This is a genomic window from Novosphingobium sp. CCH12-A3 (genome assembly GCF_001556015.1).
GTDB classification, from domain to species: domain Bacteria; phylum Pseudomonadota; class Alphaproteobacteria; order Sphingomonadales; family Sphingomonadaceae; genus Novosphingobium; species Novosphingobium subterraneum.
Window position 1 is genome coordinate 1 of the sequence record NZ_LSIA01000310.1, and the last position, 23,080, is coordinate 23,080.

General features: G+C 62.7%; 20 protein-coding genes. 4 read left to right on the forward strand and 16 right to left on the reverse strand.

Annotated elements, in window-relative coordinates:
- The 4 genes from AX703_RS25315 to AX703_RS25330 form a co-directional block, all read left to right on the forward strand.
- Window positions 1–1,690, forward strand: a 1,690-nt coding sequence (locus AX703_RS25315) for a helicase-related protein (RefSeq protein ID WP_255355120.1), incomplete at its 5' end; no start/stop codon positions are given.
- Window positions 1,687–3,501 carry a DUF1998 domain-containing protein gene (drmB, locus tag AX703_RS25320; protein WP_062348210.1) on the forward strand — a complete coding sequence of 605 codons (1,815 nt, stop codon included), beginning with the start codon at window positions 1,687–1,689 and terminating at the stop codon, window positions 3,499–3,501. The genes AX703_RS25315 and drmB, both read left to right, overlap by 4 nt.
- Window position 3,502: 1 nt before the next feature.
- Complete coding sequence (locus AX703_RS25325) at window positions 3,503–5,188, forward strand: NERD domain-containing protein (protein WP_062348213.1); 1,686 nt, start codon at window positions 3,503–3,505, stop codon at window positions 5,186–5,188.
- Between the two features lie 221 nt (window positions 5,189–5,409).
- Window positions 5,410–5,640, forward strand: coding sequence for a hypothetical protein (locus tag AX703_RS25330; protein WP_062348283.1), 231 nt, complete (start codon window positions 5,410–5,412; stop codon window positions 5,638–5,640).
- A 10-nt stretch (window positions 5,641–5,650) separates the two neighbouring features.
- Here the strand turns inward: AX703_RS25330 and AX703_RS25335 are convergent, their stop codons facing one another.
- The 16 genes from AX703_RS25335 to AX703_RS25410 are packed head-to-tail and all read right to left on the reverse strand — an operon-like array spanning window position 5,651 to window position 23,076.
- Window positions 5,651–8,353, reverse strand: a complete 2,703-nt coding sequence (locus AX703_RS25335; RefSeq protein WP_062348215.1) for a conjugal transfer protein TraG N-terminal domain-containing protein — start codon at window positions 8,351–8,353, stop codon at window positions 5,651–5,653.
- 33 nt (window positions 8,354–8,386) lie between these two features.
- A complete protein-coding gene (locus AX703_RS25340; protein ID WP_062348217.1) occupies window positions 8,387–9,823 on the reverse strand; it encodes a conjugal transfer protein TraH in 1,437 nt (478 codons plus the stop codon).
- 1 nt (window position 9,824) lies between these two features.
- Complete coding sequence (locus tag AX703_RS25345; RefSeq protein WP_062348219.1) at window positions 9,825–10,670, reverse strand: conjugal transfer protein TraF; 846 nt, start codon at window positions 10,668–10,670, stop codon at window positions 9,825–9,827.
- Window positions 10,651–12,378, reverse strand: a complete 1,728-nt coding sequence (locus AX703_RS25350; RefSeq protein WP_062348221.1) for a conjugal transfer protein TraN — start codon at window positions 12,376–12,378, stop codon at window positions 10,651–10,653. Before AX703_RS25350 ends, AX703_RS25345 begins: the two co-directional genes overlap by 20 nt.
- Window positions 12,375–13,139 (reverse strand): type-F conjugative transfer system pilin assembly protein TrbC, encoded by a 765-nt coding sequence (trbC, locus tag AX703_RS25355; protein WP_062348223.1) that lies wholly within the window; start codon window positions 13,137–13,139, stop codon window positions 12,375–12,377. Before trbC ends, AX703_RS25350 begins: the two co-directional genes overlap by 4 nt.
- The gene (traU, locus tag AX703_RS25360) at window positions 13,136–14,164 is read right to left on the reverse strand and encodes a conjugal transfer pilus assembly protein TraU (protein ID WP_062348225.1); all 1,029 of its coding nucleotides are present in this window, start codon (window positions 14,162–14,164) and stop codon (window positions 13,136–13,138) included. The genes trbC and traU overlap by 4 nt, the downstream gene beginning before the upstream one ends.
- On the reverse strand, window positions 14,161–14,808 hold the full coding sequence (traW, locus tag AX703_RS25365) for a type-F conjugative transfer system protein TraW (protein ID WP_197423840.1): 648 nt from the start codon (window positions 14,806–14,808) through the stop codon (window positions 14,161–14,163). Before traW ends, traU begins: the two co-directional genes overlap by 4 nt.
- On the reverse strand, window positions 14,805–15,329 hold the full coding sequence (locus tag AX703_RS25370) for a S26 family signal peptidase (RefSeq protein ID WP_062348227.1): 525 nt from the start codon (window positions 15,327–15,329) through the stop codon (window positions 14,805–14,807). The genes traW and AX703_RS25370 overlap by 4 nt, the downstream gene beginning before the upstream one ends.
- The gene (locus AX703_RS25375; RefSeq protein ID WP_062348230.1) at window positions 15,316–15,723 is read right to left on the reverse strand and encodes a type-F conjugative transfer system protein TrbI; all 408 of its coding nucleotides are present in this window, start codon (window positions 15,721–15,723) and stop codon (window positions 15,316–15,318) included. The genes AX703_RS25370 and AX703_RS25375 overlap by 14 nt, the downstream gene beginning before the upstream one ends.
- Window positions 15,720–16,112 (reverse strand): hypothetical protein, encoded by a 393-nt coding sequence (locus AX703_RS25380; RefSeq protein WP_062348232.1) that lies wholly within the window; start codon window positions 16,110–16,112, stop codon window positions 15,720–15,722. Before AX703_RS25380 ends, AX703_RS25375 begins: the two co-directional genes overlap by 4 nt.
- Window positions 16,113–16,141: 29 nt before the next feature.
- Window positions 16,142–18,685 carry a type IV secretion system protein TraC gene (gene traC, locus AX703_RS25385; RefSeq protein ID WP_062348235.1) on the reverse strand — a complete coding sequence of 848 codons (2,544 nt, stop codon included), beginning with the start codon at window positions 18,683–18,685 and terminating at the stop codon, window positions 16,142–16,144.
- Window positions 18,685–19,497, reverse strand: coding sequence for a TraV family lipoprotein (locus AX703_RS25390; protein ID WP_062348237.1), 813 nt, complete (start codon window positions 19,495–19,497; stop codon window positions 18,685–18,687). Before AX703_RS25390 ends, traC begins: the two co-directional genes overlap by 1 nt.
- Before the next feature lie 4 nt (window positions 19,498–19,501).
- Window positions 19,502–20,416, reverse strand: coding sequence for a DsbC family protein (locus AX703_RS25395; RefSeq protein ID WP_062348239.1), 915 nt, complete (start codon window positions 20,414–20,416; stop codon window positions 19,502–19,504).
- Window positions 20,413–21,753, reverse strand: coding sequence for a TraB/VirB10 family protein (locus AX703_RS25400; RefSeq protein WP_062348241.1), 1,341 nt, complete (start codon window positions 21,751–21,753; stop codon window positions 20,413–20,415). Before AX703_RS25400 ends, AX703_RS25395 begins: the two co-directional genes overlap by 4 nt.
- Entirely contained in the window at window positions 21,746–22,504 is a 759-nt protein-coding gene (locus AX703_RS25405) for a type-F conjugative transfer system secretin TraK (protein WP_062348243.1), read from the reverse strand. Before AX703_RS25405 ends, AX703_RS25400 begins: the two co-directional genes overlap by 8 nt.
- Complete coding sequence (locus AX703_RS25410) at window positions 22,504–23,076, reverse strand: type IV conjugative transfer system protein TraE (RefSeq protein ID WP_062348245.1); 573 nt, start codon at window positions 23,074–23,076, stop codon at window positions 22,504–22,506. The genes AX703_RS25405 and AX703_RS25410 overlap by 1 nt, the downstream gene beginning before the upstream one ends.
- Window positions 23,077–23,080: the final 4 nt, after the last annotated feature.

Consider the following 23,080-nt stretch of genomic DNA (forward strand, 5'->3'; position numbering starts at 1 on the left):
CGGGTCGCTCTCGCCGCCTGATTTAGCTTCGCCGCGGTCCTCGGCGTATGCTTACCCGATATCGCTGGGGCTCTGGGTAGGTGAGGGCGCGACACCCAACTCGGTGAGTGATGCAGAAAAGGCTCTGGAATTAAATGGCGACAATTCGCCTGCGCAGCTGAAGGCATGCCCTTGCTGTCATGAAGACCTCACGTGGGCGGTATCGGCCGACAAAACACAGATCGAAGTTCGATGCGTATCGGTAGACTGCCTCGTCAAGAAAAGTATGGCCCACCTGCCCGTGTGGACTGTGGATGATGATATTTATCGTACGCAGCCGACGCTACTTATCGGAACAGTCGACAAGTTTGCCCAACTTGTGCGTAAACAGGTAAGTGGACGCCTGTTCGGAATCGGAACAGAAGCGGATCCCCCGGCGCTGGTAATCCAGGACGAGCTTCACCTGATCTCAGGCCCTCTCGGTAGTCTGGCGGGACTTTACGAAGCCGCTGTTGATGAGCTCTGCCGTAAATCGTCTGGCCAGCGGGCAAAAATCCTCGGTTCAACGGCAACGATCAGACGAGCGGAGGAACAAATTCTGGCTCTTTTCGACCGGCAATCGTTCCAGTTCCCTCCACCCGGCCTCTCCCACAGCAACTCAGGTTTTGCCGTTGAGGATCGTAAAGCTCCCGGCAGGCGCTATGTTGGCGTGACGACTGTAGGTCGATCCGCCAAGTTTGTTCAGCAGGCGGTCGCCGCGTCATTGCTCCAATCTGCAGGGGACGACAGTATCCCTGAGCAGGTCCGCGACGGCTATTGGACGTTGGTCAATTACTTTAATTCATTGCGCGAGCTAGGGGGGGCGCTGTCGCTCATGCGAGACGACGTTGAGCGCAGCATCAGCGATTATACCTCACGGAGGCCCGGAGAAAATCAAAGGGACGCTGGAACGCAGATCGAGCTCACCAGTCGGGTGAGCTCCAGCGACATTCCCAAATACCTGAAGGACCTTGAACGGCACTGGCAGGACCCCGATCACATTGACGTAGTCCTCGCCAGCAATATGATCTCAGTCGGAATGGATGTGTCTCGACTTGGGCTGATGGTCGTCAATGGTCAGCCCAAGACCATTGCCGAGTACATCCAAGCGACGAGCAGGGTGGGGCGCAGCCGTAGCACTCCCGGCCTTGTCGTAACTCTGTTCAATGCTGCTAAGTCGAGGGACAGAAGCCGGTACGAGACGTTTTCGACGTGGCACCGGAGCCTCTACCGAGATGTCGAGGCAACGAGCGTGACACCGTTTGCACCGCGTGCCCGGGACCGGGCACTTCATGCGCCCTACGTGGCACTCGTCCGGCATCTAATTCCGGGAATGGAGAATCCATCGCAGATTGCTCACCACCAGGCTGAAGCGGAAGCCCTGCTGGAACGGATTGTAGATCGAATTCAGCGCATCGATGAACCGGAGGCCGTGCCTGCCCGCGAGCAGTTGGACAAGTTTCTCAATGAATGGTTCGATCGAGACAATCTCAAGGACTATTGGCAGGACTACGGCGATGCACTGCTAACATCTGCGGAAGCGGCAGCAGAGCGTGGTAACAGAGCTCGCTTCGCCAATCAGCGACCAACGCCGAATTCACTGCGTTCCGTCGAGGCATCCACCATGTTTGTCTTGCTTGAAAGCGCGCGCCCGGAAGGCAACGGACGATGAAGTCGATTGGAAAAATACGCCGCAGTCAGGTCCTTTCAAACGGTCCTGGTGCCATCATCGATTTCCGGGGAGACAGCGGAGCTCCGCTTTCGGTGGTTGCAGCAGGTCTGGAAGCCTGGGACAAGATGTCTGCTAAGCCAGGTCTGCTCAATGAACAGCGCATCAGCCATGATCCTTTGCAGGCGAGGTTGAAGGTTAAAGGCTTTCGGCTGCCGCCTGTCGGAAACGAAAAGGTGGGCACGTCGACTAGGCCAAGGCTACTCCCCGCTTATCGCTTTCCCGACTGGCATGTGTGCCCGAAATGCGACCGGCTTCAACGCAGCCGGTTCTGGAGTTCCGAACTCGATCGCCCTGAACTCTATTGCAGCGAGTGTACCACCGGCCGAGGCAAACGTGCCAGAAAGTCATTCGTTGTACCGGTGCGCTTCGTGGTAACGTGCGCGTCCGGGCATCTGCAGGACTTCCCTTGGGTGTCCTGGCCGCGGCACAATTCAGCCTGCTCTCGCAAGCGCCCTTTGAAGTTGATCGGGAAAGGCGCGGGCCTGAAAGGTCTTAGGGTTCACTGTACAGAATGCCTTGAAGAAAGGGACCTGGACGGCGCTCTATCACCCGGAGCGTTGGGTAAAATTCCCTGTGAGGGACGATCGCCGTGGCTGCAGGCGGCGGCAGCGGCTTGCTCAAATGAACCCGTTGCCATTCAGCGCGGTGCCTCCAACGCCTATTTCCCGGTGGTTGCGTCTGCGCTCGACGTGCCACCATTTGGCGGCACGTTTCGTGAATGGCTTGACGAGTTCTGGGCCGACCTGACGAGCCTCGCAGACAGGGCACAAGTTCCTGATTTCGTCAGAAAAAGGATTCATCCGTATTGGCCAGATCAGGCCATGACCCTGGAGCAGTTGACCTCGAAGATCCTTACGCTGCTTCACATTCTCGATGATGACAGTGGCGACTTACGCGTCAACGAGCACTTTATGCTCTGTTCAGGTGGCAGTACCGACGAACATTTCCCAGAGTTCAGGATCGTTCCTCAGAATCCGCCGCCACAACTCCTTGGCACGTTCGATCAGGTTGTGTCGGTAGAACGTCTCCGCGAAGTTCGAGCACTGAGAGGTTTCACACGCCTCAGCCCTGCCGAAAGCATCAGTAGCGTCCAAATCGCGCCCTTGTCCGAAACCCCGTTGAACTGGCTTCCGGCAATTGAGGTTCGAGGAGAAGGCATTTTCCTCAATTTCGATGAAAACCAAGTCACGAAATGGGAGAAAATCCCCTCTGTGGTCGCGCGAGCCAAGGTTGCCCATGAGGCGGCAGAACGAAGCTGGCGCGACCACAACGGTGATGAGCGCGAATTCCCGATGACGATTTCGCCACGCTTTCTACTCGTACACACAACGGCTCATGCCCTCGTTGAGCAGCTCTCGCTGGATAGTGGATACTCGACCGCCTCGATACGCGAACGACTGTACGTCTCCTCCGGCCACGGCGGCATGTGCGGCTTCCTTCTATACACCTCGGCGCCTGACTCAGACGGGACGCTTGGTGGGCTTTCCCGCAAGGGGCGATCCCGCGAACTTCTTCCCATTTTTTTGGGAGCTCTGCGTGGTTTAGAGTGGTGCTCGGCTGACCCGCTTTGCGGGAGTGGCATCCTGACACTTTCGGAGGGGTCCGGATCCGCGGCGTGTCACTCCTGCTGCTTTCTTCCGGAAACCTCGTGTGAGCATTTCAACCGCCACCTCGACAGGGCGATGCTGATAGGAACTCCAGAGGCTCCTGAAATCGGATATTTTCATGCACTGCTGAAGAACGAGGGCTGACATGGCACGAATGTACCCCGGAACGTTGCCCGAGCACGTTCTCAAAAACCCGAAGCTGTCGTCAGAAATCAAAGTGTACAATACGATCCGCGATAAGGTACCGGCCGATTATCGATGCTACTATTCCAGATCTTGGCACGAAGCCGACGGGTATGGTGGTGAGTTCGATGGCGAAGCGGACTTTATCGTATCCCATCGAGAGAACGGCTTGCTCTTCCTTGAGGTGAAGGGGGGACGCGTGAGCTGCAGAGAGTCTGACAACCAGTGGCTCACCACTGACAGAGACGATTTCACGTTCAAAATCACCAGTCCTGTGACTCAGGCCATGAAAAGTAAGCACCATTTTCTGAGGCGGCTGAAGGAGCGACTTGGCAGTCGCTATATCCGCGCTCGGCATGGGGTGATCCTGCCCGGAAGCACCCGCCCTAGCCGCGCTCTGGCACCGGACGCACCCCACGAAATAGTCGCCTTTGGCAACGACATGGCGAAGCTCGATCAGTGGATCATTAGCCGAATGTCCGGCGTCAGCGACGATCGCGAAATGCCATTGGGCCTGGACGGAGAGCAGGCTCTTGAAGAAATCCTTGCAGGCCACTTTGAACTGCAGGCTCACATCGGCTGCAGCTTGGCCGACGATGCAAAGGAAATTGAACGCCTGACCAGTGAACAAGCGTGGATTCTCGACTCGCTGGATCATAATCGGCAGCTCGCGATCACGGGCGGAGCTGGCTCGGGCAAAACGGTCCTCGCGATAGAGGCGGCTGTACGCTCGGCCGAAGGTGGGCGTAGGACTCTCCTCACGTGCTTCAATGTGCCGCTCGCGAACCACCTGCGGGAGCTCTGTTCCTCACATCCCAACCTTGTAGTCGCAGGCTTTCATTCGCTATGCGGAACGTTGTCGGAAAAGGCCGGCCTGCCGCTTCCGAAAAAGCAGGACGAGGACTTCTACCGAGACGTGCTTCCCAACGCGTTGGTCGAAGCTGTGGACCTTTTGCCTGAGCTCCGTTTCGACACGATCATCGTTGATGAGGGCCAAGACTTCAAAGACTCGTGGCTTGACGCGCTGAAGTTGACTCTTAGCAACTTGGATACGGGTCGATTCTACGTCTTTTACGACGACAATCAGCGCCTGTTCTCTCACGAGGCGAGCTTCGTGTCGGCCTTGCCTCAATCGGTCATTCCGTTGTCGAGGAATCTCCGTAACACGCGACGTATCCACACTGTGATGTCAAAATGGTACGAGGGGAAGCGTTCAATGCCCGCGGGGCCAGAAGGTGAACCCGTTGCCATCCATGAGTGCAGATCACTGGAGCACGCTCTGAAGACCGTCGCTGACCGTATCCGCACGTTGCTAACTTCAGGTCAGCTCAAACCTAGCGATATTGCGGTTTTGGACGCAGCGGGCTCTCTGGACCTTGGCGACAACATCGCCGGTGCGCGCGCTTGCCGCGCCGATGCAATCGGTAAAAACTGCGTCGTGGTGGATACTGTACGCCGCTTTAAGGGCTTGTCGCGACCTTGCGTCTTCGTGCTCGGCCTCGAGGGGCTCAGGGACCCCGAAAACATCTATGTCGCGACGAGCCGTGCAAACGTACTGCTGGAATTGGCGGGTAGTCCCGATGATATCGCCCGCATTATGTGTTTTGGATCAGAGAAGCGGGAGACTGCGGCATCGCGTGCTGTCTGAACACCTGAAAGGTGATAGTTTGTTGCGTCGGTAAAAGTGTGTTCTTGCCGCGGGGGCGAAATTATGAAGCTTAGCGCAATTTGGTGACGCAATCCGATACCCCGGATGGTCCGTGACTATCGCCACGTAAAAAGTGAGAGCTCTCTGTTGCCAACGCACAGGCGTCCGTTGAATTTCCTGTTCCCTGGCTCTGTTTCTGCTATGTTCCAATGGGCAATGAGATGAACGCCATTATGACGGATTTCGACATTCAAAGTGCCGAGGCGCACGGAAAACGTAAGTGGGAGGGGCTGTCTGAACTCGATCAGGCAATCCGCGACAATCGCCTGATGGAGTATCGGGTCAAGAAGTCTTGGGCCGACCCTTGGGGGCGTAGGCTGACGATTACTGTCCTGGTCGTCATTGCAGCAGGTTTCTCTTACTTAGCTGGCGGGTCATTCGGTCTGTGGTGATCATTGCAGATCACCACTCCTTTACGTCATCCGCTGCCTCTGCACTGGCACCTTGCGCTCCCTTTGTAACCGCGTCGAGACGTCCCCTCGATCGGCTGATCCTTTGGCGACCGGAAGCCTGAGCCCTCTGCACTTCGTCATGGAGATCGCGGGCGCCCACCTGGGGCACTGGACCGGAACTGCTTCCGCCGGTCTGTGCGTTCCGGCGCACTGACCCTGCGCCAGAGATGGCCGGACGGGATACGGACTCTCCGGGGGCCAGGACGAGGCGATCTTCGATGCCGTCACGAAGCTCCTCGGCATAGTTTTCAATGAACTTGGCCTGCAATGCCTGGCCTTCCGGGCTGAGCTGGAAGGTCACGTCATCGAACCGGGCATTTCCATAGAAGTCACGATTGCTCTCGATCTCGGCCAATCCCCATTCGCGGTATGCTTGCGATAGATTGAGGCTGCCTGCAGCGCTATTGCCCTCGAAGAAGGACGCTTGGCTTTCGAGGCGATTGGCGAGCTCGTCAGCTCGACGTGCCTCCATCGTGTAGCTCTGCGCTTCTGTCAGAGAGGCATTCATGCCGCTCGCGGTGCTCGAGATTGAAGAGCTTGAAGAGGTACTGACCGAGCGGATGAATCCATCGCGGGTACTCGACCAGTTTCGGCTGTCCGACATTTGGGACAGGCTCCCAAAGATCCGCGAACGGTCTTCCGAAGCGATGCCGATGTCGCTGTCAGTCCACGTGCGTGTCCCACCTCCCTTCAGGCCGACGTTGGCCGAAGCTACTCCGTTTGAGATGCCAGCTTTGGCGCCGGCCTCGCCGCCGAGGAACCAGGCCGTCGAGATGTCATCGGCCGCTCTGCGGGAAAGCCCGAATTGCCGCTGCAGACTGGTAGATGCCTGATCGACCTCGCTGAATGCCGTCTGGATGCTGTCGGAGTTCGAGGTGCCGGTCGCGCTCTCGAAGGATGCACCTCGGCTGAACTGGTCCCTGAGCTCGCGGAACTTCGTGACGGCGCTGGTCGTCGATTCCGTGGCGACATTGGCATAGGTCTCGCTGTTGGCGCGGGCTTGCGACGCCATGGTTGAAAGGCGCGCCGTGAACTCCTGGCCCAGCGTCGGCGTGAAGGGATAGCTGGAGGTCGGGATCTGGTCGTAGCTGCCATCCGGGAAGCTCGTGGTCATCGAGCCGGTGTCGCTGAATGTTCGCGTCTGCGGCGCGCCATAGGTGAAACTCGGGGCAATCGTGCCTTGGGCGAACTGACGCGTGAGGACGCTTGAGTTCTCGAAGCTGGTGTTGCCGAGTGACACGTTGCCGGTGCTCGCTTCCCGAGCGGCTTCTTCCGCCGCGTTCTGGCTCGGGTTGAGATAGCTCGTTGCGTGGTGCGAGATGGCCATGGCGCCCTTGGCCACGCCCCCTGCCAGGAACGGCACCGATACGATGAGATAGCCTGCCAGTAGGCCGATATCACTGTTGACGTCGGCCATGCCGGTAAAGCTTGCAAGGCTGAGGCCATTGCTGCCCGTGACCGCGCTCATGTCGGCGGCGCCCTTGTACATCAGCATCATGTGGAGGATCACGAACAGCGGCCCCCAGGCCGCGAGATAGAAGAAGCCCGTCACATAGCCCTTGAGGGCGATAGGCCCCGTCTTGGGAAGCAGGAAGAGGGGGAACAGCACCGGGAACAGGGCGTAGAACAACACGGTCAGAACGACGTTCAGGAGCGGGACCCACTTCATCGCGTTGCTCGCGATCGAACCATAAGTCCGCTCGGTCTGGATGTCGGCGCGAGTCTGTGCGTAGACGTCGACATTGCCCGCGCCGCTGCTACCGGACATCGAGTGCATGGCCTGGCTCATCGCATTGATCGTCAACGTTTGCTTGAAGATCTCGGTCGCATTCGCTGAAACCCCGGTCAGGTACTGGTAGGCCACCGGCAGATCGGCGAAGAGCTTGGCCTTGGCGAGCGCGGCTGTCTGGTTGGGGTAGAGCTGGCGGCCGAACACCGAACCCATTGCATCGACCAGCCCGGCCCACTGCGCATTGAGCGTGTCGTAGGCCTCGCGGCAGGTCTCGATGTTCGAGTTCACCTGGCCCGTGGTCGCATCGCGGGTCAGGACCCGTTGCGCCCGAGCCTGGCTTCCCGGCGCGATCGTCGCCCAGATGTCGCCTGTCTCCGCAAGCTCCTTCATCGAGTAGCGGCCGAGCAGGACGTCGTAGAACACGCATTGCCGGAAATGCTCATCGAGATTGGCGGCGAACTCCGGATCGGAAATCCGCAAGGAGCGGGTCGCATCGTAGAGCCGCGCGCCGTAGATCATGCCGTTCTTCGAATAGTTGAGATCGCCGGGCAGGCCGAACACCACCTCGGCCGAGCCCGTCAGATAATCGCCGACCTGGCTGGTGAAGCTCGCCATCAAGGCTAGGCCCAGTGGCACATTGCTGACATTGGCAGGCGCAAGGCTGGGGTTGAGCCGGTCGGTCACATGGACATCGAGCCGCGGCACCATCAGGCAGGAGTAGATGAGCGTGGCGCCGAGGAACCAGTTGATCCACGCCCGCCAGTCCTGATTGAACGCCAGGGTAAGGGCGGACAGGCCAAGGCCCATCACCATGACCACCTGGAGCAGGCTTTTATAACCGCCGTTACCGGTCCAGGCAGCGACTGCTTGGAAGACGTTGACCAGATAGTCGCCGCCGCCGACCGTGAAAATCTCGACCATGTCTATTGTCCCGCCTGGATGTGGTTGGCCCGGTTAGTGAGTGAGGGCGCGGCTCTGGACGCCGCGCGACCAGTCCAGCGATGCGGCCATTCCGGGTGACATCGAGGCAGCCAGCACGTTCTCGATGAATGCCGTCTTCTCGATGATCTGCAGCACCGCATTGACCTTGAGATGCGTGTTGGCCTGCCGGTCAGCGAGTGCCTGACGGACGACATTGACCTGGTTCTGCCACATCGCGATCTTCGCTTCGTCGGCCCCGATGAAGCTCGACATCGATCGGCCGGCCTCGCTGACGATCCGGTCGAGCACGGCAAACAGCAGGTCGACACTGGCGATCTCGGCCAGGGTCTCGCGGTCGTCAGTCGGCATGCCGCGGCCATAGGCCGCCTGGACGGTCAGAATCTTGTATAGGGGGATGGAGGCGACCTGCAGCAGTTCTTTCTGCTCTTCGCTGATCGCGGTGTCGTCGCGGATCGCCTGAACCATCCCGCCAATGAGCGCCGCCACGCGCGGCCGCAGCGCCTTCGATGCCGGCAGGCTCAGCGACTTGAAACCGGGGTTGAGGCACTTCTCCGTCTCGTCGCAGTCGAAGATCAGGACATTGCCATTGGTGGTTCCATCGAGCAGCGAGGTGACGAGCGTCGACGAGGCTTCGCCGACGATAGGCACGAACTTGCCCGGCTCATCGTCCTTGGGCGGCACGTAGATGATCGTTCCCAGCAGCGTCATCGCATATTCGGCGAGCTCCTCGTCGAACTGGCCCCCTGGTGAAAAGAACGCCGACTTCTTGAGGATCGTCCACGTGTAGTTTCGGGGTACACCGGGATTGACGTCATCGTACTTGCCCGAGCCTTGCGCTGTCGTGCTCGAACGCTGCCCCCTGGTGCCACAGCCGTGCTTGGCGGCGGCATAATCGGTGAAGATGCCCTCGGAGTTGCCGATCGCTTCGCAGACCGCCTTGTCGGCAAGGTCGCCCTTGGGCCAGATCCCGCCCACCAAGCCCTGCGCCATCTCGCAGGAATTGATGTTGAGGTTGTTCATGAGCTGAGCCTTCTGGCTGAACTCCTGCATGATCTTCGAGCATTCCGGGCAGACCGTGTCGATCGCCAGGCTGAAGGCGAAGCCGACGGCATTGTTGGCGACCGCCTTCAGCATCGCCACGATCTCGCTCGCGTTGATGAAGCTGAAGGACCCCGCGAAAATGTCGATGCCGCCGCACCCGGCGCGGGCGCGCGGCAGCTGCAGGTTGGCGATGTTGGTCGTCTTCTGCGGGAAGCGCGTCCAGACATTGCCGAGGCTGTAATAGCCGGCCGATTGCCCCTGAAACGCGGTCGGCCCGTTGACGTTGGCTGCGCCTCCGACGTCGTTCAGAAACGAGTCCATCGAACTGCCGACGTCCGCTGATGCGCTAGATAGCGGGAGGGTGAGGGGGAGGGTGGCTGCAAGGATCGCAGCGACGACTCTTTTCATCCTAGTAGTCACGTCCAGCTTCCTTCGATGTGAGGAGGTAGATCCGGTCCTGAAGCTCGTCGGCGCTCATCACGCCGTAGCCGATCGGGATGGGGCGGCCGGTCTGCGCGTCCCAGAGCACGACCGCAGGCGTGATCTTGGGCTCCAGGCCCATGCGGGTGCGCTGGTTGGTCTCGACCGTGTAGTTTGGGAAATGCCGCGATGGGCCGCCGTCGGTCGAAATCGCCCGCACCGCGATGTGCCAGGTCGAAGCAACGCTCTGCACGATCGGCGACATGACCTCGCAGGCACCGCAGCTCTGGGCGAAGAAGTAGAAGAGACCGTAGCGCTCGGAGAGCTGGGCCATTGCCGCGTTCCGCTCCGCGCTGCGCGAATCCTGCCACTGGCGCTTGCCGAGCGTCGAGACCGGGCGCTGCAGCGTGTAGTCGAGCTCGGGATCCTGCCAGATGGCCCGTTGCCAGACGTCGCTGAAGAGCGACGCCCGGTCGAGCTGGGCGCGCTGGAACCGGATGTAGGCCGTCACATTGGCAGGCGTGGGCTCGAGGATCGCCTTGGCCTTGAGCTCCCGCAAGGTCGCCGTGATCGCGTCAAGCTGGCTCGTGGCGCTCGCCGCCGGCGCGGGTGCCTGCTGTTCCGGCGGCTTGGGCCGGTTGCAGTAGAACCAGTACCCAAGCCGGCGCTCCTCGCAGTAGAAGCTGTCCTGCCGCTCGTTCGTCTCGGCGCGTGGCGGCGCATCGGTTTGGGTGGTGGTCGTCTGCGCGGTCGCGGGCGAAAGGAATGAAGCGGCATAGGCAATCGCGCAGGCGGCAAGCAGCCGCCACGCGGCCTTACTGGCGTGCGCGGGCATAGTAGTCCTCGATCTTCTGTTGGATGTCCTGGGTGGCCTGCAGTTCGTCAGGCAGACGGGCGGCGTCGGTGAACTCGGCATAGACTTCGCTGAAGTCCATCCGACTGAGGTCGAGCCGGGCGAACTCGTCGATGGTGAAGCCCTGGCATTGCTCGGTCTTGGGCTTGCCCCAAGGCTTGTTCAGCTGCTGGCGGCCCTGCTCCTGCAGGATCCGAGAAAGCTTGGACTCGAAGCAGCAGTAGACCTTCTTCTTGGTCAGGCAGACGCCGAGGAAGCTGTCCGAGCAATAGGTGCCGACATAGGCGCACAAGCCCTGGGCATCGCGCTGGTGGAGCAGCATCTCCTCGCGGCTGCAGCCTAGCGCCACGAGCAGCTGGATGCCGGGGATGAGCGGGAAGCCCTTGCCCTTGCAGCAGTTGAGCACACCGAAGACCTTCGACGAGCAGGTGTTGCGCGTGCCCTTGAACAGGGTGAGATTGTCCGGATCGAATTCGCGGCGCGCCTGGTTCATCGCATTCAAGGCGACGGCCGCGTCCTTGAACTCGTCGTTGGCCTCGCGCTGAATGGTCTCGCACGAGCCGTCGATGCAGTAGACATCGCCATCGCAGATGAACTGGTTGCTGTTCGCGGGCTGGTCCGGGACCGGGCAATCATAGACCCGCTCCCATGTGCGACAGGGCTCACCTGCGAGACAGTCTTCGCGCACCAGCTTGCAGCCCGGAGTGGCTTCAAGCGTCTGGCAGTCCTGAGCCTGCGTGAACTGTGCGCAGCTGTAACTGCGGCTCCAGGCCCAGCAAGGCTGCGTCACGGCGATGCCATCGACGATGCGGGTCACCGGATCGCTGTCGGTGCAAGTCTCGGTGTCCTGCTGGCACGAGTTGTCGGCCGCGAGGCCGGCGCACTGGCTTTCGTCGCGCGTGGTCGTGACGACGTTCTCGCCGGTCACCGTATAGGGCGTGGCGCCATCAACTGGCGACGTGCAACTGACGAGATCAACCCTGAGATCGCCGGAGTTGCAGCCCCAGTAGATCCCGAAATAGGGATCGCACAGGTTGATCGGATAGGACTGCGTGACCGTGCATTGCGGCGCGGGGTAGCGGTTGCAGTTGTAGACCGAAGCCGGGTCGACCCCGCTGCCGCCCACGCAGTAGTAGCCGTAGACTTGGCGTTGCTCGACCCGTGCGGTCAATGTCACGGGGCAGGTCCGCGTTTCTTGGCTGGCGGTGTAGCCGACGTTACAGGTCGCCATGTAGCGCGCTGCGATTCCGCTGGCCGGTGGCAAGGGCACGCAGCGCCCCTGCGAGCCGCCAATGGCCATCCCGCTGGTATAGGCGAGCGGGTCATCGCTGATCACATTGCTGCGCGCGATCGTCGCATCGAGATCCTGCGGCGCAAACCGGGCCCGCCGGTCCATCGAGTCCCGCATGGCCTTGTAGCCGGTGTTGGCCGAGGCCTGGCTGGCCGCTTCGCGGCTCATCCGGTCGGGATCGTCGAAATAGCCCGACTGACTTGGCGTGCCGCCGAAATTGGGAATGCGGCTGGCATCCGGGTTCGTCGTCGCCGCGCTTTGTGCGGATGCCGCCTTGTCCCGCCCAAAAGCCTTGCCGTCTGCCTTGGCAGCATCGGTTGTGGTCTGGGCGTGAAGCGGTCCGGTCAGGGTGAGCAGGAGCGCGCACACGCCAGTGAGAGAGAAGACTGGTCGTTTCATGGAACCTGCCTTTCAAGACGGGCGAGGTGCTGGGCCGCGAGCAAAGCGCCAGGGCCACCGCCACGCGCGAAAGTCTCGAGCGCGTAGGCTGCGCTGACATTGCCGCTCATCCGGTCGTGGGGCGGAACTTGCGTCCGACAATCGAACCCGTCGCAGAGGTCAAAGTCGCTGCTGGTGACGACATAGGCAGGAACCGCCTCAATCCCGAAGGCACGGAACAGGCGCGGGTCGATGCCGACACCGTCCAGTTGCTCGCCCGGCTTTGCGACTTTCGCCAGCGCGGCCGTTAGAGCCTTGGCGCTGTTACCAGGCAACCCGCGCAGGGCGACGATGCCGCCCGCCTTGGCCACGTCGTCGATCATCGCGCGCAGCGCTGCTGGCGGCATCGAGAGCGAAGCAAAGGCGATGAACCTCGGCGCTTCGCCCATGCCTTCGCTGGTCATGGTCCCGGCATCGGCCACCATCCGGTCAAAATCGAAGGTGCTCAGCCCATCAGGCCTCGCGTTTGCGGCGGTCTCGCGGGTGTAGCGGCGAGCGTGCACCTCGGCCTGTTCGGTGCTTGTCCTGGCCTCCTGCGCGAGAGTTTCGGCCCTTGCGCGAGCGTTGGCGGAGAGAGCCTCGGCATCGTTGGCCCCGGCGCTGGCCCGCGCCCGGATGGCCGCCAGATCAAGGTCTGGCTCGGCTGTCTGTGCGGATGCACCAGCCAGAGCGGCAAGGCTCGAAAGCGAAGCGACTACAAGGAGATGAGGAAGCTTTTTCATAGCGCGCAGCAGTTCCGCTTGCGCCAGACCAGGTAGCCCATGTCCTCGCCAATGGCGGGATAGACCTGGCCTGCCGACATGAAGGTGGTGGAGGCACCAATGGGCGCGCAGGCGTAGCGGCCCTTGGTCTGCGGATTGGGATTGGTGGCCTGGAAGCGGTACTGCTGCTTGCGCATCACCGGCATCAGGTACTTGCCGCAAAGCCCCTTGCTGCCCATCGTCCCCCAGGCGACGAGTTCGCGGTGGAGCTTGTAGGAGAAGCGGGCGAGCGCGAGCCGCGATGCCTGGACATGGCCAATGGTCGCCGACACGTTGCCGTTGAGCGGATACATCGTGCCCTGGCAGCCTGCGCACCAGAACAGTTCATCAGTCGGCAGCTTGGCCGTTGCCGCCACGCAGTCGGCCGCGCAGGCTGCAAGCGCCAAGGGATTGGCGAACAGGACCGCCTCGGGGTTGATGATCGCAGTGAGTTCGCTGTCCTGCCAGAGCGGATCAATCTCGGTGATGTAGAGAATGTCGATCGAGCCGGACTCGAGGCACAGGAAGTCGGCAACGATCTCCATCCAGTAGATCAGCGGATAGGCATACCAATGGACATGCCACTGCGAGTTGTACTGGGTGTTGCCGCCGACAGCCGATGGCCCGGCCATCGACTTGAAGCCGATGTCGAAACCCGGATCGAGCTTCATCCCGCCCAGATTGACGAAGCACCACGGCTTCATGCTGACATCGGCAAGCCGGACCGGCTCCCAGAACCCCATGGCAATCCCGGGCCGCAGCCCGCACAGGCACACCGGCAGAGCGGGGTTGTTGGTGTCGGGCCGACTTGACGGCCAGATCTTCAAGCCTCCGATCGAAATCGGGAAAAGGCAGGACCAGCAGATGTCCGTGATCGGATTGACGAACTTTCCGGTGCATCGGCCTGGACCGGCCGCAGCCTGGGCGGGCGCGCTGGAGATAACGCTCAGGCTGGTGAGCAGAAGTGCTCCGCAAAGCCATGAGAAAAGGCGATGTTTCCTGCTCATGATGGCGCCCGCTCTTTCGGAGTGACCGGCTGTTCGGTGATGAGAAGCGCGCGGTCCTGCTGCTCGACGGCTGCCGGCACCGCGCGAATGCCGAAGTGCTTCACCAGCGTGCCGCCCTGATCGAAGTAGAAGCGCCGCTGGCGGGCTTTCATGAGTTCGAGCGGCGCACCCCGCACGAGGATGAGCTTGGCCTTCGTGCTGGCATAGCGACGGGTGGCCCAGGCAAGCTGTGCCGGGTCGTCGCCATCGAGGAAGACGAGGGGAGCCCGCAGCGGCACGGTATCGAGCGGATTGACGCGCGTGCCTGCGGCAATGATGAGCCGGCCCTTATCGTCAGCAATGTCGCGCTCGACGGTGATCGTCGGATCGAAACGCCAGCTGCGCAGCGCCGCAGCGAGGGAGATGCCTGCGACAGGCTCAGGCCGGTCGACCCGGGCGATCGTTCGCCGCTTCAGCTCTTCATTGAGACGGGCGGTCTCGCCGGTCTTCTCGAGCTGAGTAAGCCTGGCATGGATCTGCTGGAGCAGGTCCGGCTCGACCACTGGCCAAACCGTGCCGTGCTGGCCGTAGTCGCGAGCCATTGCCTGGGGTGCTATGGCCAGCGCAAGCGCAGTCGCGCAAACGGGCAAGGTGATGAGCCTCACAGGATTGGCCTCCCGACCCCGAGAACGCGTGGGCTGCAAATCCAACCGATCGCGGCATAGCGGCTGTCGAAACCGTCCTTGTGTTCGCTGGTGACGAAGTAGCAGCCTTGCGGAACGCGCCCCGTCGGCCCGAGTGCCAGCGGTTCACCGAGGCGGCTTGTAAGCTTGGCCTGGGCCACGGCCTGCCCGTTGACGAAGTAGGTACGGTCGCGCTCGGTGACGATGTCGCCCGGCACACCGCTTACTCGCTTGCCGAACGGTTTCGGCTCCGCCCCGAAATGCTTCACCAGCAACGGCGAGGCAGGCGGGTCAAACAGGATGATATCCCCGCGGTGCACGGCCGCCCCGCGCGTCACCCAGAGGGCCCAGTAGGGCAGGCTGGGGCTCACGTTGATCATGAGCGCATGGCCCTGCGCGAAGGCGGCGAGCGAGGAGAATGCCAGCGCCCCGGCGCCAAGCCCGCCCCAAAGCACGAGGCGGTGCGCGGACGCTGAGCGGATCAGGCGATCAGCGGGCTGCATCGGGAATGGCTCCCATCCGGCGCACAACATCGGCGCGCACAGATTGCGTCAGGTCCGGTGTGCTCCCGGCCACCACGGCTTCGGCAACGAGGACCGTTCGGCCGTCGCGTCCGAGCTTCTGCACCGAGGCTTCCACGGCCTTGAGGTAGGCCTGGACGCGCAGCCTGGTCTCTTCCGGAGGCCGGCCTGCGCGCGCTTCGGCTTCGATGAAGTCGCCCATGATCCGGCTCAGCTGGACCGTGACGACCTCACGCTTCTCCAGGGTGAGCAGCTTGTCGGTCGCCCAGATACCCCACAGCACCTGACCAACCATGCCGACGCCGACAGCGACGGCGGTGAGATTGATCGATGCTAGCCGTCCGCGCAGGCCAGATGTTGCCAGAATGTTCTTCACAGCTTTTCTCCCGAGAGTTCGCGGTCGAGATCACGGATGAAGCGCGGCATGCGTGCCATCACGATCAGCGTCGCGAGAGCGACAGCAACGAACTTGAATTCGCCGAGGAACGTCACGCGCCGCTCGAGATCGGCCCCCAGGAAGCGGTCTGCGAGATTGGCGACATGGGCGAAGAAGGCATCGGGATTGCCGCCCGACAGGGCGAGAAAGAAGAGCAGCGGCAAGCCCAGGGCCATCAGATAGGACGAGCCCAGAAACAGACTGCCGCGAAGCACAATGTAGCAGCCATCGGCCATGCGCGAGCGCCAGGTGGGCACTGGCTGGCTGGCGGGCTGCTCGACTTCGGACGGGGCGGTCCGGTCGAAAGGGGTGACGAGATGGAGAGGCATGGAAATAGGGATCCTTTGATCTGGGGATGTCAGTGGTTGGCGAAGGCGATGCGCTCGATGGCATCGGCGAGCTGGTGGCCGCGCGCGATCTCCGCATCGATCGCCGCGAAGGTCTGGGGCGAACTCGAGAAGAGCGTTGCCGAATAGTCGTCGAGCACGAGCCGCCCGATCGCCTCGGTCTCCGGTCCTTTGATGAACACCTCGGAATAGTCGCTCCCGGAGCGCTTGAGGCTGCGGATCAGCGTCTCGGTGCGATCGTCCATATCGAGGCGCTTGCTCGCCTTGAAATCGGCGATCGTCTCGGGCTTCTGCTGCAGGATCAGCATCCAGTCGCTATTCTCCAGCGCCGCCGTCGCCCCGTCGGACTTGTAGTAGTCGTTGAGCGACTGGGTGGCGGTCGCCAGCGCGCCGCCATATTTCCGGCAGGTGCGTGCATAGGTTTCGACGAATTCACCCATCGAACCGCCCTTCAGCATCGACCAGGCTTCATCGATCAGCAGGAGTTTGCGCAGCGACCGCGGGCTGCGCGTCATCGCCTGGCTGGTCATGAACATGATCGCGGAGAGCACCACGCTGCGCAGGTCTTCCCGGCTCGCGAGGTCGGACATCTCGAAGACGGTGAAGTCTGCATCGAGGTCGAGACTGGCCTGGCCTTCAAAGAAGGCGCCATAGGTTCCGCCAGCCATGTAGGGGGCAAGCGCAGTCGCAATGTCTGCGGCCGTGTCATGACCGAGACTGGCCAGCATCTCGCCGACGGTGGTGACCGTCGCAGCCGCGCCATGTTCCGTCCAGACGAGGTTGACCGCCCGGTCGATCAGCCCGCGCTCGGTATCGGTCAGCTTCGCGCTGTGGCGGGCCATTTGCCCGACGATCGCCTTGATCATCCCGAAGCAGTCGAGGCGGTAATCTTCGTCCTCGGCGGCGCGGGTTCCGTCGATCATCGAGAAGGGGTTGAGGCAGAAGCCCGCTTTCATCGTGAACTCGACAAAGCGGCCGCCCTGCAGCTTGACCGAGTGCTCGAAGCTGCGGCCATCGTCGATCACGACCACCTGCGCGCCGGCGCCACGCAGGGCTGCGCACATCTCCTGGAGCAGCACCGACTTGCCCGATCCAGACTTGCCGCAGATAGCGACATTGTGGTTGCCCGCTTCGTTCTCGAACGGCGACCAGAAGAACGGCTGGCCGCGCCGGCCGACGAACAGCAGGTGAGGGTGGGCGCTTCCGAGATATTCGCCCTGCATGGGCGCGATATTGGCTGCAGTGGTCGACAGGACGGTCTTGAACCGCTTCAGCCGCTCCATGTCGGCACCGAGCCCGTCGGCGAGCGTCAGCGGCATGGCGGCGAGAAGCCCCTGGATCTGAAGATAGCGCTCGTCGGTGAGATCCCAGCCTGCTGCCTTGTAAATCGACTTGATCGCGCGTTCGTGGCGGTCGCCCTGGCCCAGCGGCGAATAGGTCGTCACGCCGTAGAACACGCGCACGAGGCGGCGGCCTTCTTGGAGCTCGGCCTGCACATGTTGCCACTCGGCGGCCTGCTCGCCGATCCGGGGCAAGAACCGGGCGCTGCGGGTGCCTGCCAGGCTGGTAGTCCGCATGAACTTGAAGCCGGCCTTGGCCGATGCCGCCTCCTGGTCAGGGTAGACAAGGCAGAGCATGGTCGCGGCCGGGCAGGGGAAGCGCAGCTTGTCGGTGAACAGGTCGCCGATCAGCCGCGCGCACTCCCACGGGGCCCAGCGCGATGGCATGTTGCGGACGGCAAAATGCCGGACATCGAATGCATCGGGATAGACGCTCCCGATCTCGGGCACCCCGTCATTGACCTTGCCGGTGGGACGGAACCGCTCGGTCACCAGGCGCATGCGATCTTCTGCCACGACCAGTTCGATGTCGTGGCGGATCGCCTGTGAGGCGATCGGATCGTTCGGGTTATAGGGCACCGCATCGTCCTGCGGCGCAGTGGTGGGCGAAGTCAGATCGTCGATGACCGCGATCAGCGCTTCGGGACCGACTTCGACCACGCCGAGGTTCAGCGACTTGAGCATCGCCACCAGCCCCTCGCGGGTCTGCTTGAGAGCCTCATTGCTAACCGACTTGGACGTCGGCACACCGACCGAGACGATGACCTGGTGGTGACGGGCGTGGAACGGCGCGTCCGCAGAGCCGGACTCCCAGACGAGCGAATAGAGCCGCCGCGCGCGGTGACGGGCAATCGCCTCGTATACGCCGCCCTGGATGTACCGGGGCGCGAACCATGGGGCGACAATCCGGCTGATGCGCGGGCTCGCGAGGTGGAGCACCTGCAGGCACGCGCCGGCTGGCAAGCCTTCCGAAAAGAACTGCCCGAGGATTTCCCCGGTGCGCTCGTCCGCGCCGATCAGCGGCGTGACCGACAGGACAAAGCCTTTCGAGCGTGCATTGAAGTACAGCCGGGTCGCTGGATCATAGACCCGGTAAGGCAGCCAGTCGGAGAGCATGTCGACCATGAGCTGGGGACGGGCCTTCTCGGCGTGCTCGGCATCCCCCAGCAATCCGCTGAGCAACCGATCAATGACGGACTTGAGTTGCTCGGCCATCACTTGGGTTCCTTCGACTGCGAGGTGGTGGCCATCGGCTGGTCGCCGGTCCGGATTGTCGGGCGGATTGCGGCTTTCGCGGCTTCAATCGCCGCCGCGCTCGGGAACACCGGGACGCTATGCTCCGCCTCAGGCCGAGGGGCTCGATCACGCGGGGGAGGCGACGTGTCGAACCCCTCGACCGCCGGTGCCTTGGCACCTGCAACGGCCTCGCGCGCCGTGGAGGGGAGGACCAGCGGCGAGGCATCCGAACTGTCATTGAGCGAATTGGGGGCTTCTGCGGCCAAGGGTTGGACGGCCCTGGTTTCGGCAGTGCCGGCAGACGAGAAGGGCGACGCAAGATCGACGGTAGCATCCGAGTGTCCGTCGGCGGCTTCGTGTGCCGACGCAGCTTGAGCGGCCTTCAACTGCCGGCGAACCTGGCGCATCACGGTCCCGCTCTTGTCCTCGCCCGCCTTGCGGCGCAGTTCGGTTGCCCAGCGCGGGTTATCGACGACTGTCCAGGCGACCGCTTCATCATGGAGCGTTCCGGCCTCATCCACATGCGCCGGGAAGACGACCCGCAGGGTCCGCTCCGCCGTACGCGTGGTGTCAGCATCCACGACGCCCGACCGGGGGCGTGTCTCGGCATGAGGCGTCGTGCCCGACGACAGATTGCCCGTCGCCTTGGCATCGATGACGTGGGCCGGTGCGCAGTCGCCCTTGGGCGCCCGGCAGGTGAAGTCGCCTTCGACATTGGTGCCGAACGTGGCGCAGCCACTGGCGAAGCCGGCCAGACAGGCGCAGACAAGGAGACGTGTCGGAAGCCGCATGGGTTTATCCTTTCGGAGCAGGGGTGGGGGCCCGGGTGGAGGTTGGGCGCAGGAATTCCCGGAGCACTGCGGCAGGGCGGTAGCCTTCGAGAACGGCGCCATCGGCTGGGCGAACGATCACCGGCGTGCCGCCGAAGCCGTGAGCCCGCGCGAACTCCTCATTGGCATCAAGGCCGCTCGTGTCGCAGGGTTTGGGATTGGCGAGCGCGAGGCCCGAATAGGCCATATGCAGCGCCACCTCGGGTCGGGTCGAGCACAGCACCCGTTCCGCATCGCGGCGGCTCTCCGCCCCGAAAATCGAGATCGGCCGTTCTTCGACCCGCGCCCCGATCGCCTTTAGTTCGGCCTCAAGCTTCTTGCAGTAGCCGCAGTGGAAGTCCGAGAAGACGACGACACGTGGACCATTGGCAGGGCCCCAGGTGATCGCACCATTCGGGGGAAGCTTGCCAAGTTGCACTTGGCGCGGTGCCGCGTTCCGGGCCGAGGCTCCAGATGGGCTCGGGCCGCTTTCCGCTTGTGTTTCGGGATTGCTGCGCCGCGCTGCCCCTGCCGCCAGCAGATCCGGATTGAGGGCGAGCAGCCGCGCAGCCGTCAGATCCTGACGGGCTTCCATGTCGTAAACCCGGCCGATTACCAGATACTTCGCAGCCCGGTCGACGTAGAAGAGCGTCGATTTGGACGCGACTTCGCACAGACCGCCAAGGCCCTTGCAGTTGATCGCGTCGATCGGCGTCTTGGGCAGGCGCAGCTTCAGTGCCTCACGCACCTTCGCCATGTCCGGAGCTGCAGTGGGGGCTGCAAGGCTTGCCACCGCCCATCCGGTTGCGGCCGACAAAGCGATGATTGCTGCCAGTCCTGCGGCCGGGCGCAACCAGCGGCGCCTACGGTTATCCTGCTCGAGGAGATTGTTTTCGATCATTGGGAGTTCCTCACGTAGACGCCGTCGAGGAACACGATCTCGACATCGATGCCGGTCGGCATCTCGACGACGGGTTGGTACTGTTCGGCGCGCTCGATCAGGTATTTGCTGACCGTGTCGGCGGCATCGGCGGCGCCCTGGCCAAGCCCGCCACCGAAGATGTCGCCGGCGGACAGCTTTGAGCGGCTGCCATCGGGGTTGGTCGTGACGCCGGAGAACACGCTGTTGGCGTTGGCCGAGAAGCCGCGCCCGAAACCGCCGACGATTCCGGCGAGCAATGCCTGGCTGACGAGGCTGCCTTCGCGGCTCACGACGCGGCCCCGGACCCCGGACTTGCCGGCGAAGCTGATGAACCCTTTGACCTCGCTCACTGCGACCCGGCCACCAGGCTGATCACAGGTCATGCGGGCAAGCTTCACATAGACCTTCTCGCTGCTGAGATCCCCGCGTGCCGCACCGTTCACAACGCAGCCCTGGATCCGGGTGGTCAGAACCTTACCGTTTTGCATCACCGATCGGGCAGGCCCCGTGATCCTCAGCACCACGGGCAGCGGATCGGTCTGGCTGGCGACACCCGCCGAGGCGTCGACGCCGACGATCACCCGGGCCGGCGCATAGGAATTAGGCGGCAGGTAATCAGGCGAGTCCTCGACGACGACCGGCGGCGCATCGGGGCGCCCCACTCGGATACCGCTGCTCCCTGCCTTGTCAGAGCTGAAGCTCATCAGCTTCACCTCGCCAGGCGACGGGATCATGCCGCCCTGAGGATCACCACCTGCGGACACAGCACTGGGCTGGGGCGAACGCCCCCGCGCGTCATAACCGCCCGCCTGCGGCCCATAAGCCGGTGGCGGTACAGCAGGTGCCGTCGTCGCCGGCTGAGCGGCAAGCCGTGTCTTGAGCTCGGCATTCTCTGCGGAGATGGCATCGATCGCGGCCTGCCCATCGACCCGCATGGCCTGGTTTTCGGCCTTGAGAGCGGCAAGCTGTGCCTCGATTTCCGTTCGCGGGATGCTTCCATCCTTCAGCGCCTTCTGCTCGCGCGTGACCGCATCGAGCCGGTTGCCATAGGTCGCGACGAATTCACGTTGGGACAGATCGCGGTTGACCAGACCTGCTGTGTCGATCGTCTGCTCCGCATTGGGATCGTCGGTCTTGGCCTTGTCGTCACCGCCAAGGATGAACCAGCTCCCGCCGAGCAGCGCGAGCGCTCCGAGTGAGCCCAGCAGAAGCTTCTGACGGCGTGCAGTGCGGGCGTTGAGCCCGGAAAGTTCGGATGGCGCCGCACTCTCTGCCTGCAGAGGGGCAGGGCTTGGCGTATTGGCTGCATCAGTCATGGCCGGTCTCCGCGTTTGCGCCGACAACAAAGGCCGTGGTGCTGGTCCCGGGCTCGAGCTTCGGCTCGGCGATCGAAACAGCGAGAGTGTCGCGGGGCGCGAGATCGCGCTCGGCCAGCGCCACCGGCTTCGAACCGCGATTGTGGATGCGGACCACCTTTCCGGTGAGACTGGCGCCGCGATAATCAGCGATGAGCTGGACTTCGAGATCGCCGACCCGGGCAGGCATGGCGGTTGACTGGCGGACCTCGAAGCCATCGACAGTGCGGTCGTTGGCCATGGCCTGGATCAGCCTGACGGCGCTGGTCTCGAGCGGGGTCTGGCTTTCCCAGTCCGCCGCCCGGTTTCTCGCGATCGCGGGGTTGGTGACGAAGACCTGGGTCGCCGGAATTTGCTCAACCCGGCACGCGACCTTGTAGACGAAACCCTTCTTCGTGGTGGCGAAGAAGCTGATTGCCCGTGCCGCGTAGGTTTCCGGCACGGACACGTAGATGTCCCCGCGCACCGGCTCGTTGGTCACCGCAAAGTCGTTGTAGGGCGTGCCGGTCGAGATCTTCGAGACGCTGGCAAACTGGTCGTCGACCAGCGCAAAGCGGGTCAGTTCACGCGCCGAAACGCTGCACTCGATCCCGGCACCATCGGCCGCTTGCTTGAACTGGTCGGCGGCATGAGCGGGGGATGCTACTGTTGTGAGCAGTGCTGCCGCACTCAGAAGTCGAACCCGAGCGTGGGCATCTTTTAGGTAAGCCATCACTGGGCCTCCTTTGATTTGTCCTGTGGGGGGAGCTGGGCGAACCCTGCCAGCGCCAGGCGCAAGCCGCGGTAAGTCCAGCTGAAGCGGAAGCGGCGCTCGTCACTCGCAATCACCTGTGCGCCGACGAAGGTCTTGAGAGTTCCGGTCACATCCGAGGTCAGCCCCTTCGGATCGACAGTCATCGACCGGATCACGAAAGCCTGGGTGACGTCTGAGCCCCGCTGCTCCTCGACAATCCGCACGAGCTCAGCTTTCAGCCGCCCATAGCTTGCGGGATCCGCTAGCTTCAGGATCTCGTTCATCCAGTAATCGAGGCCCTCCGGGCTGCGATTGAGGAGAACAAGGGCGGCATCGCGAGTGACAAGCTCGAGATAGTCGGCCTCGACCCCGGCGCTGCTCACCGTGAGTTGCTTGGGAACGGTCGGCACCAGCACGACCTCGCGGTCGCGGGTGGCGGCAAGGCTCCCTGCCACGACTAGTGCGAGGCCGAGACCGGCGCTGGTGAGCGCGAACAGGTTCCGCTGGCGCAGCAGCGATTGCTGACGTTCGTGGGATATGTCGGAAAACATGAGT

Excerpts from the sequence above, each read along its gene's own strand:
- AX703_RS25410 (WP_062348245.1), bottom strand. The coding sequence starts at position 23,076 with ATGTTTTCCGACATATCCCACGAACGTCAGCAATCGCTGCTGCGCCAG.
- AX703_RS25390 (WP_062348237.1), bottom strand. The coding sequence starts at position 19,497 with ATGCGGCTTCCGACACGTCTCCTTGTCTGCGCCTGTCTGGCCGGCTTC.
- AX703_RS25395 (WP_062348239.1), bottom strand. The coding sequence starts at position 20,416 with ATGATCGAAAACAATCTCCTCGAGCAGGATAACCGTAGGCGCCGCTGG.
- AX703_RS25325 (WP_062348213.1), top strand. The coding sequence starts at position 3,503 with ATGGCACGAATGTACCCCGGAACGTTGCCCGAGCACGTTCTCAAAAAC.
- AX703_RS25330 (WP_062348283.1), top strand. The coding sequence starts at position 5,410 with ATGAACGCCATTATGACGGATTTCGACATTCAAAGTGCCGAGGCGCAC.
- drmB (WP_062348210.1), top strand. The coding sequence starts at position 1,687 with ATGAAGTCGATTGGAAAAATACGCCGCAGTCAGGTCCTTTCAAACGGT.
- AX703_RS25345 (WP_062348219.1), bottom strand. The coding sequence starts at position 10,670 with ATGCCCGCGCACGCCAGTAAGGCCGCGTGGCGGCTGCTTGCCGCCTGC.
- AX703_RS25400 (WP_062348241.1), bottom strand. The coding sequence starts at position 21,753 with ATGACTGATGCAGCCAATACGCCAAGCCCTGCCCCTCTGCAGGCAGAG.
- AX703_RS25405 (WP_062348243.1), bottom strand. The coding sequence starts at position 22,504 with ATGGCTTACCTAAAAGATGCCCACGCTCGGGTTCGACTTCTGAGTGCG.
- AX703_RS25350 (WP_062348221.1), bottom strand. The coding sequence starts at position 12,378 with ATGAAACGACCAGTCTTCTCTCTCACTGGCGTGTGCGCGCTCCTGCTC.
- AX703_RS25370 (WP_062348227.1), bottom strand. The coding sequence starts at position 15,329 with ATGCAGCCCGCTGATCGCCTGATCCGCTCAGCGTCCGCGCACCGCCTC.
- traU (WP_062348225.1), bottom strand. The coding sequence starts at position 14,164 with ATGAGCAGGAAACATCGCCTTTTCTCATGGCTTTGCGGAGCACTTCTG.
- traC (WP_062348235.1), bottom strand. The coding sequence starts at position 18,685 with ATGGCCGAGCAACTCAAGTCCGTCATTGATCGGTTGCTCAGCGGATTG.
- trbC (WP_062348223.1), bottom strand. The coding sequence starts at position 13,139 with ATGAAAAAGCTTCCTCATCTCCTTGTAGTCGCTTCGCTTTCGAGCCTT.
- AX703_RS25380 (WP_062348232.1), bottom strand. The coding sequence starts at position 16,112 with ATGCCTCTCCATCTCGTCACCCCTTTCGACCGGACCGCCCCGTCCGAA.
- AX703_RS25340 (WP_062348217.1), bottom strand. The coding sequence starts at position 9,823 with ATGAAAAGAGTCGTCGCTGCGATCCTTGCAGCCACCCTCCCCCTCACC.
- AX703_RS25335 (WP_062348215.1), bottom strand. The coding sequence starts at position 8,353 with ATGGTCGAGATTTTCACGGTCGGCGGCGGCGACTATCTGGTCAACGTC.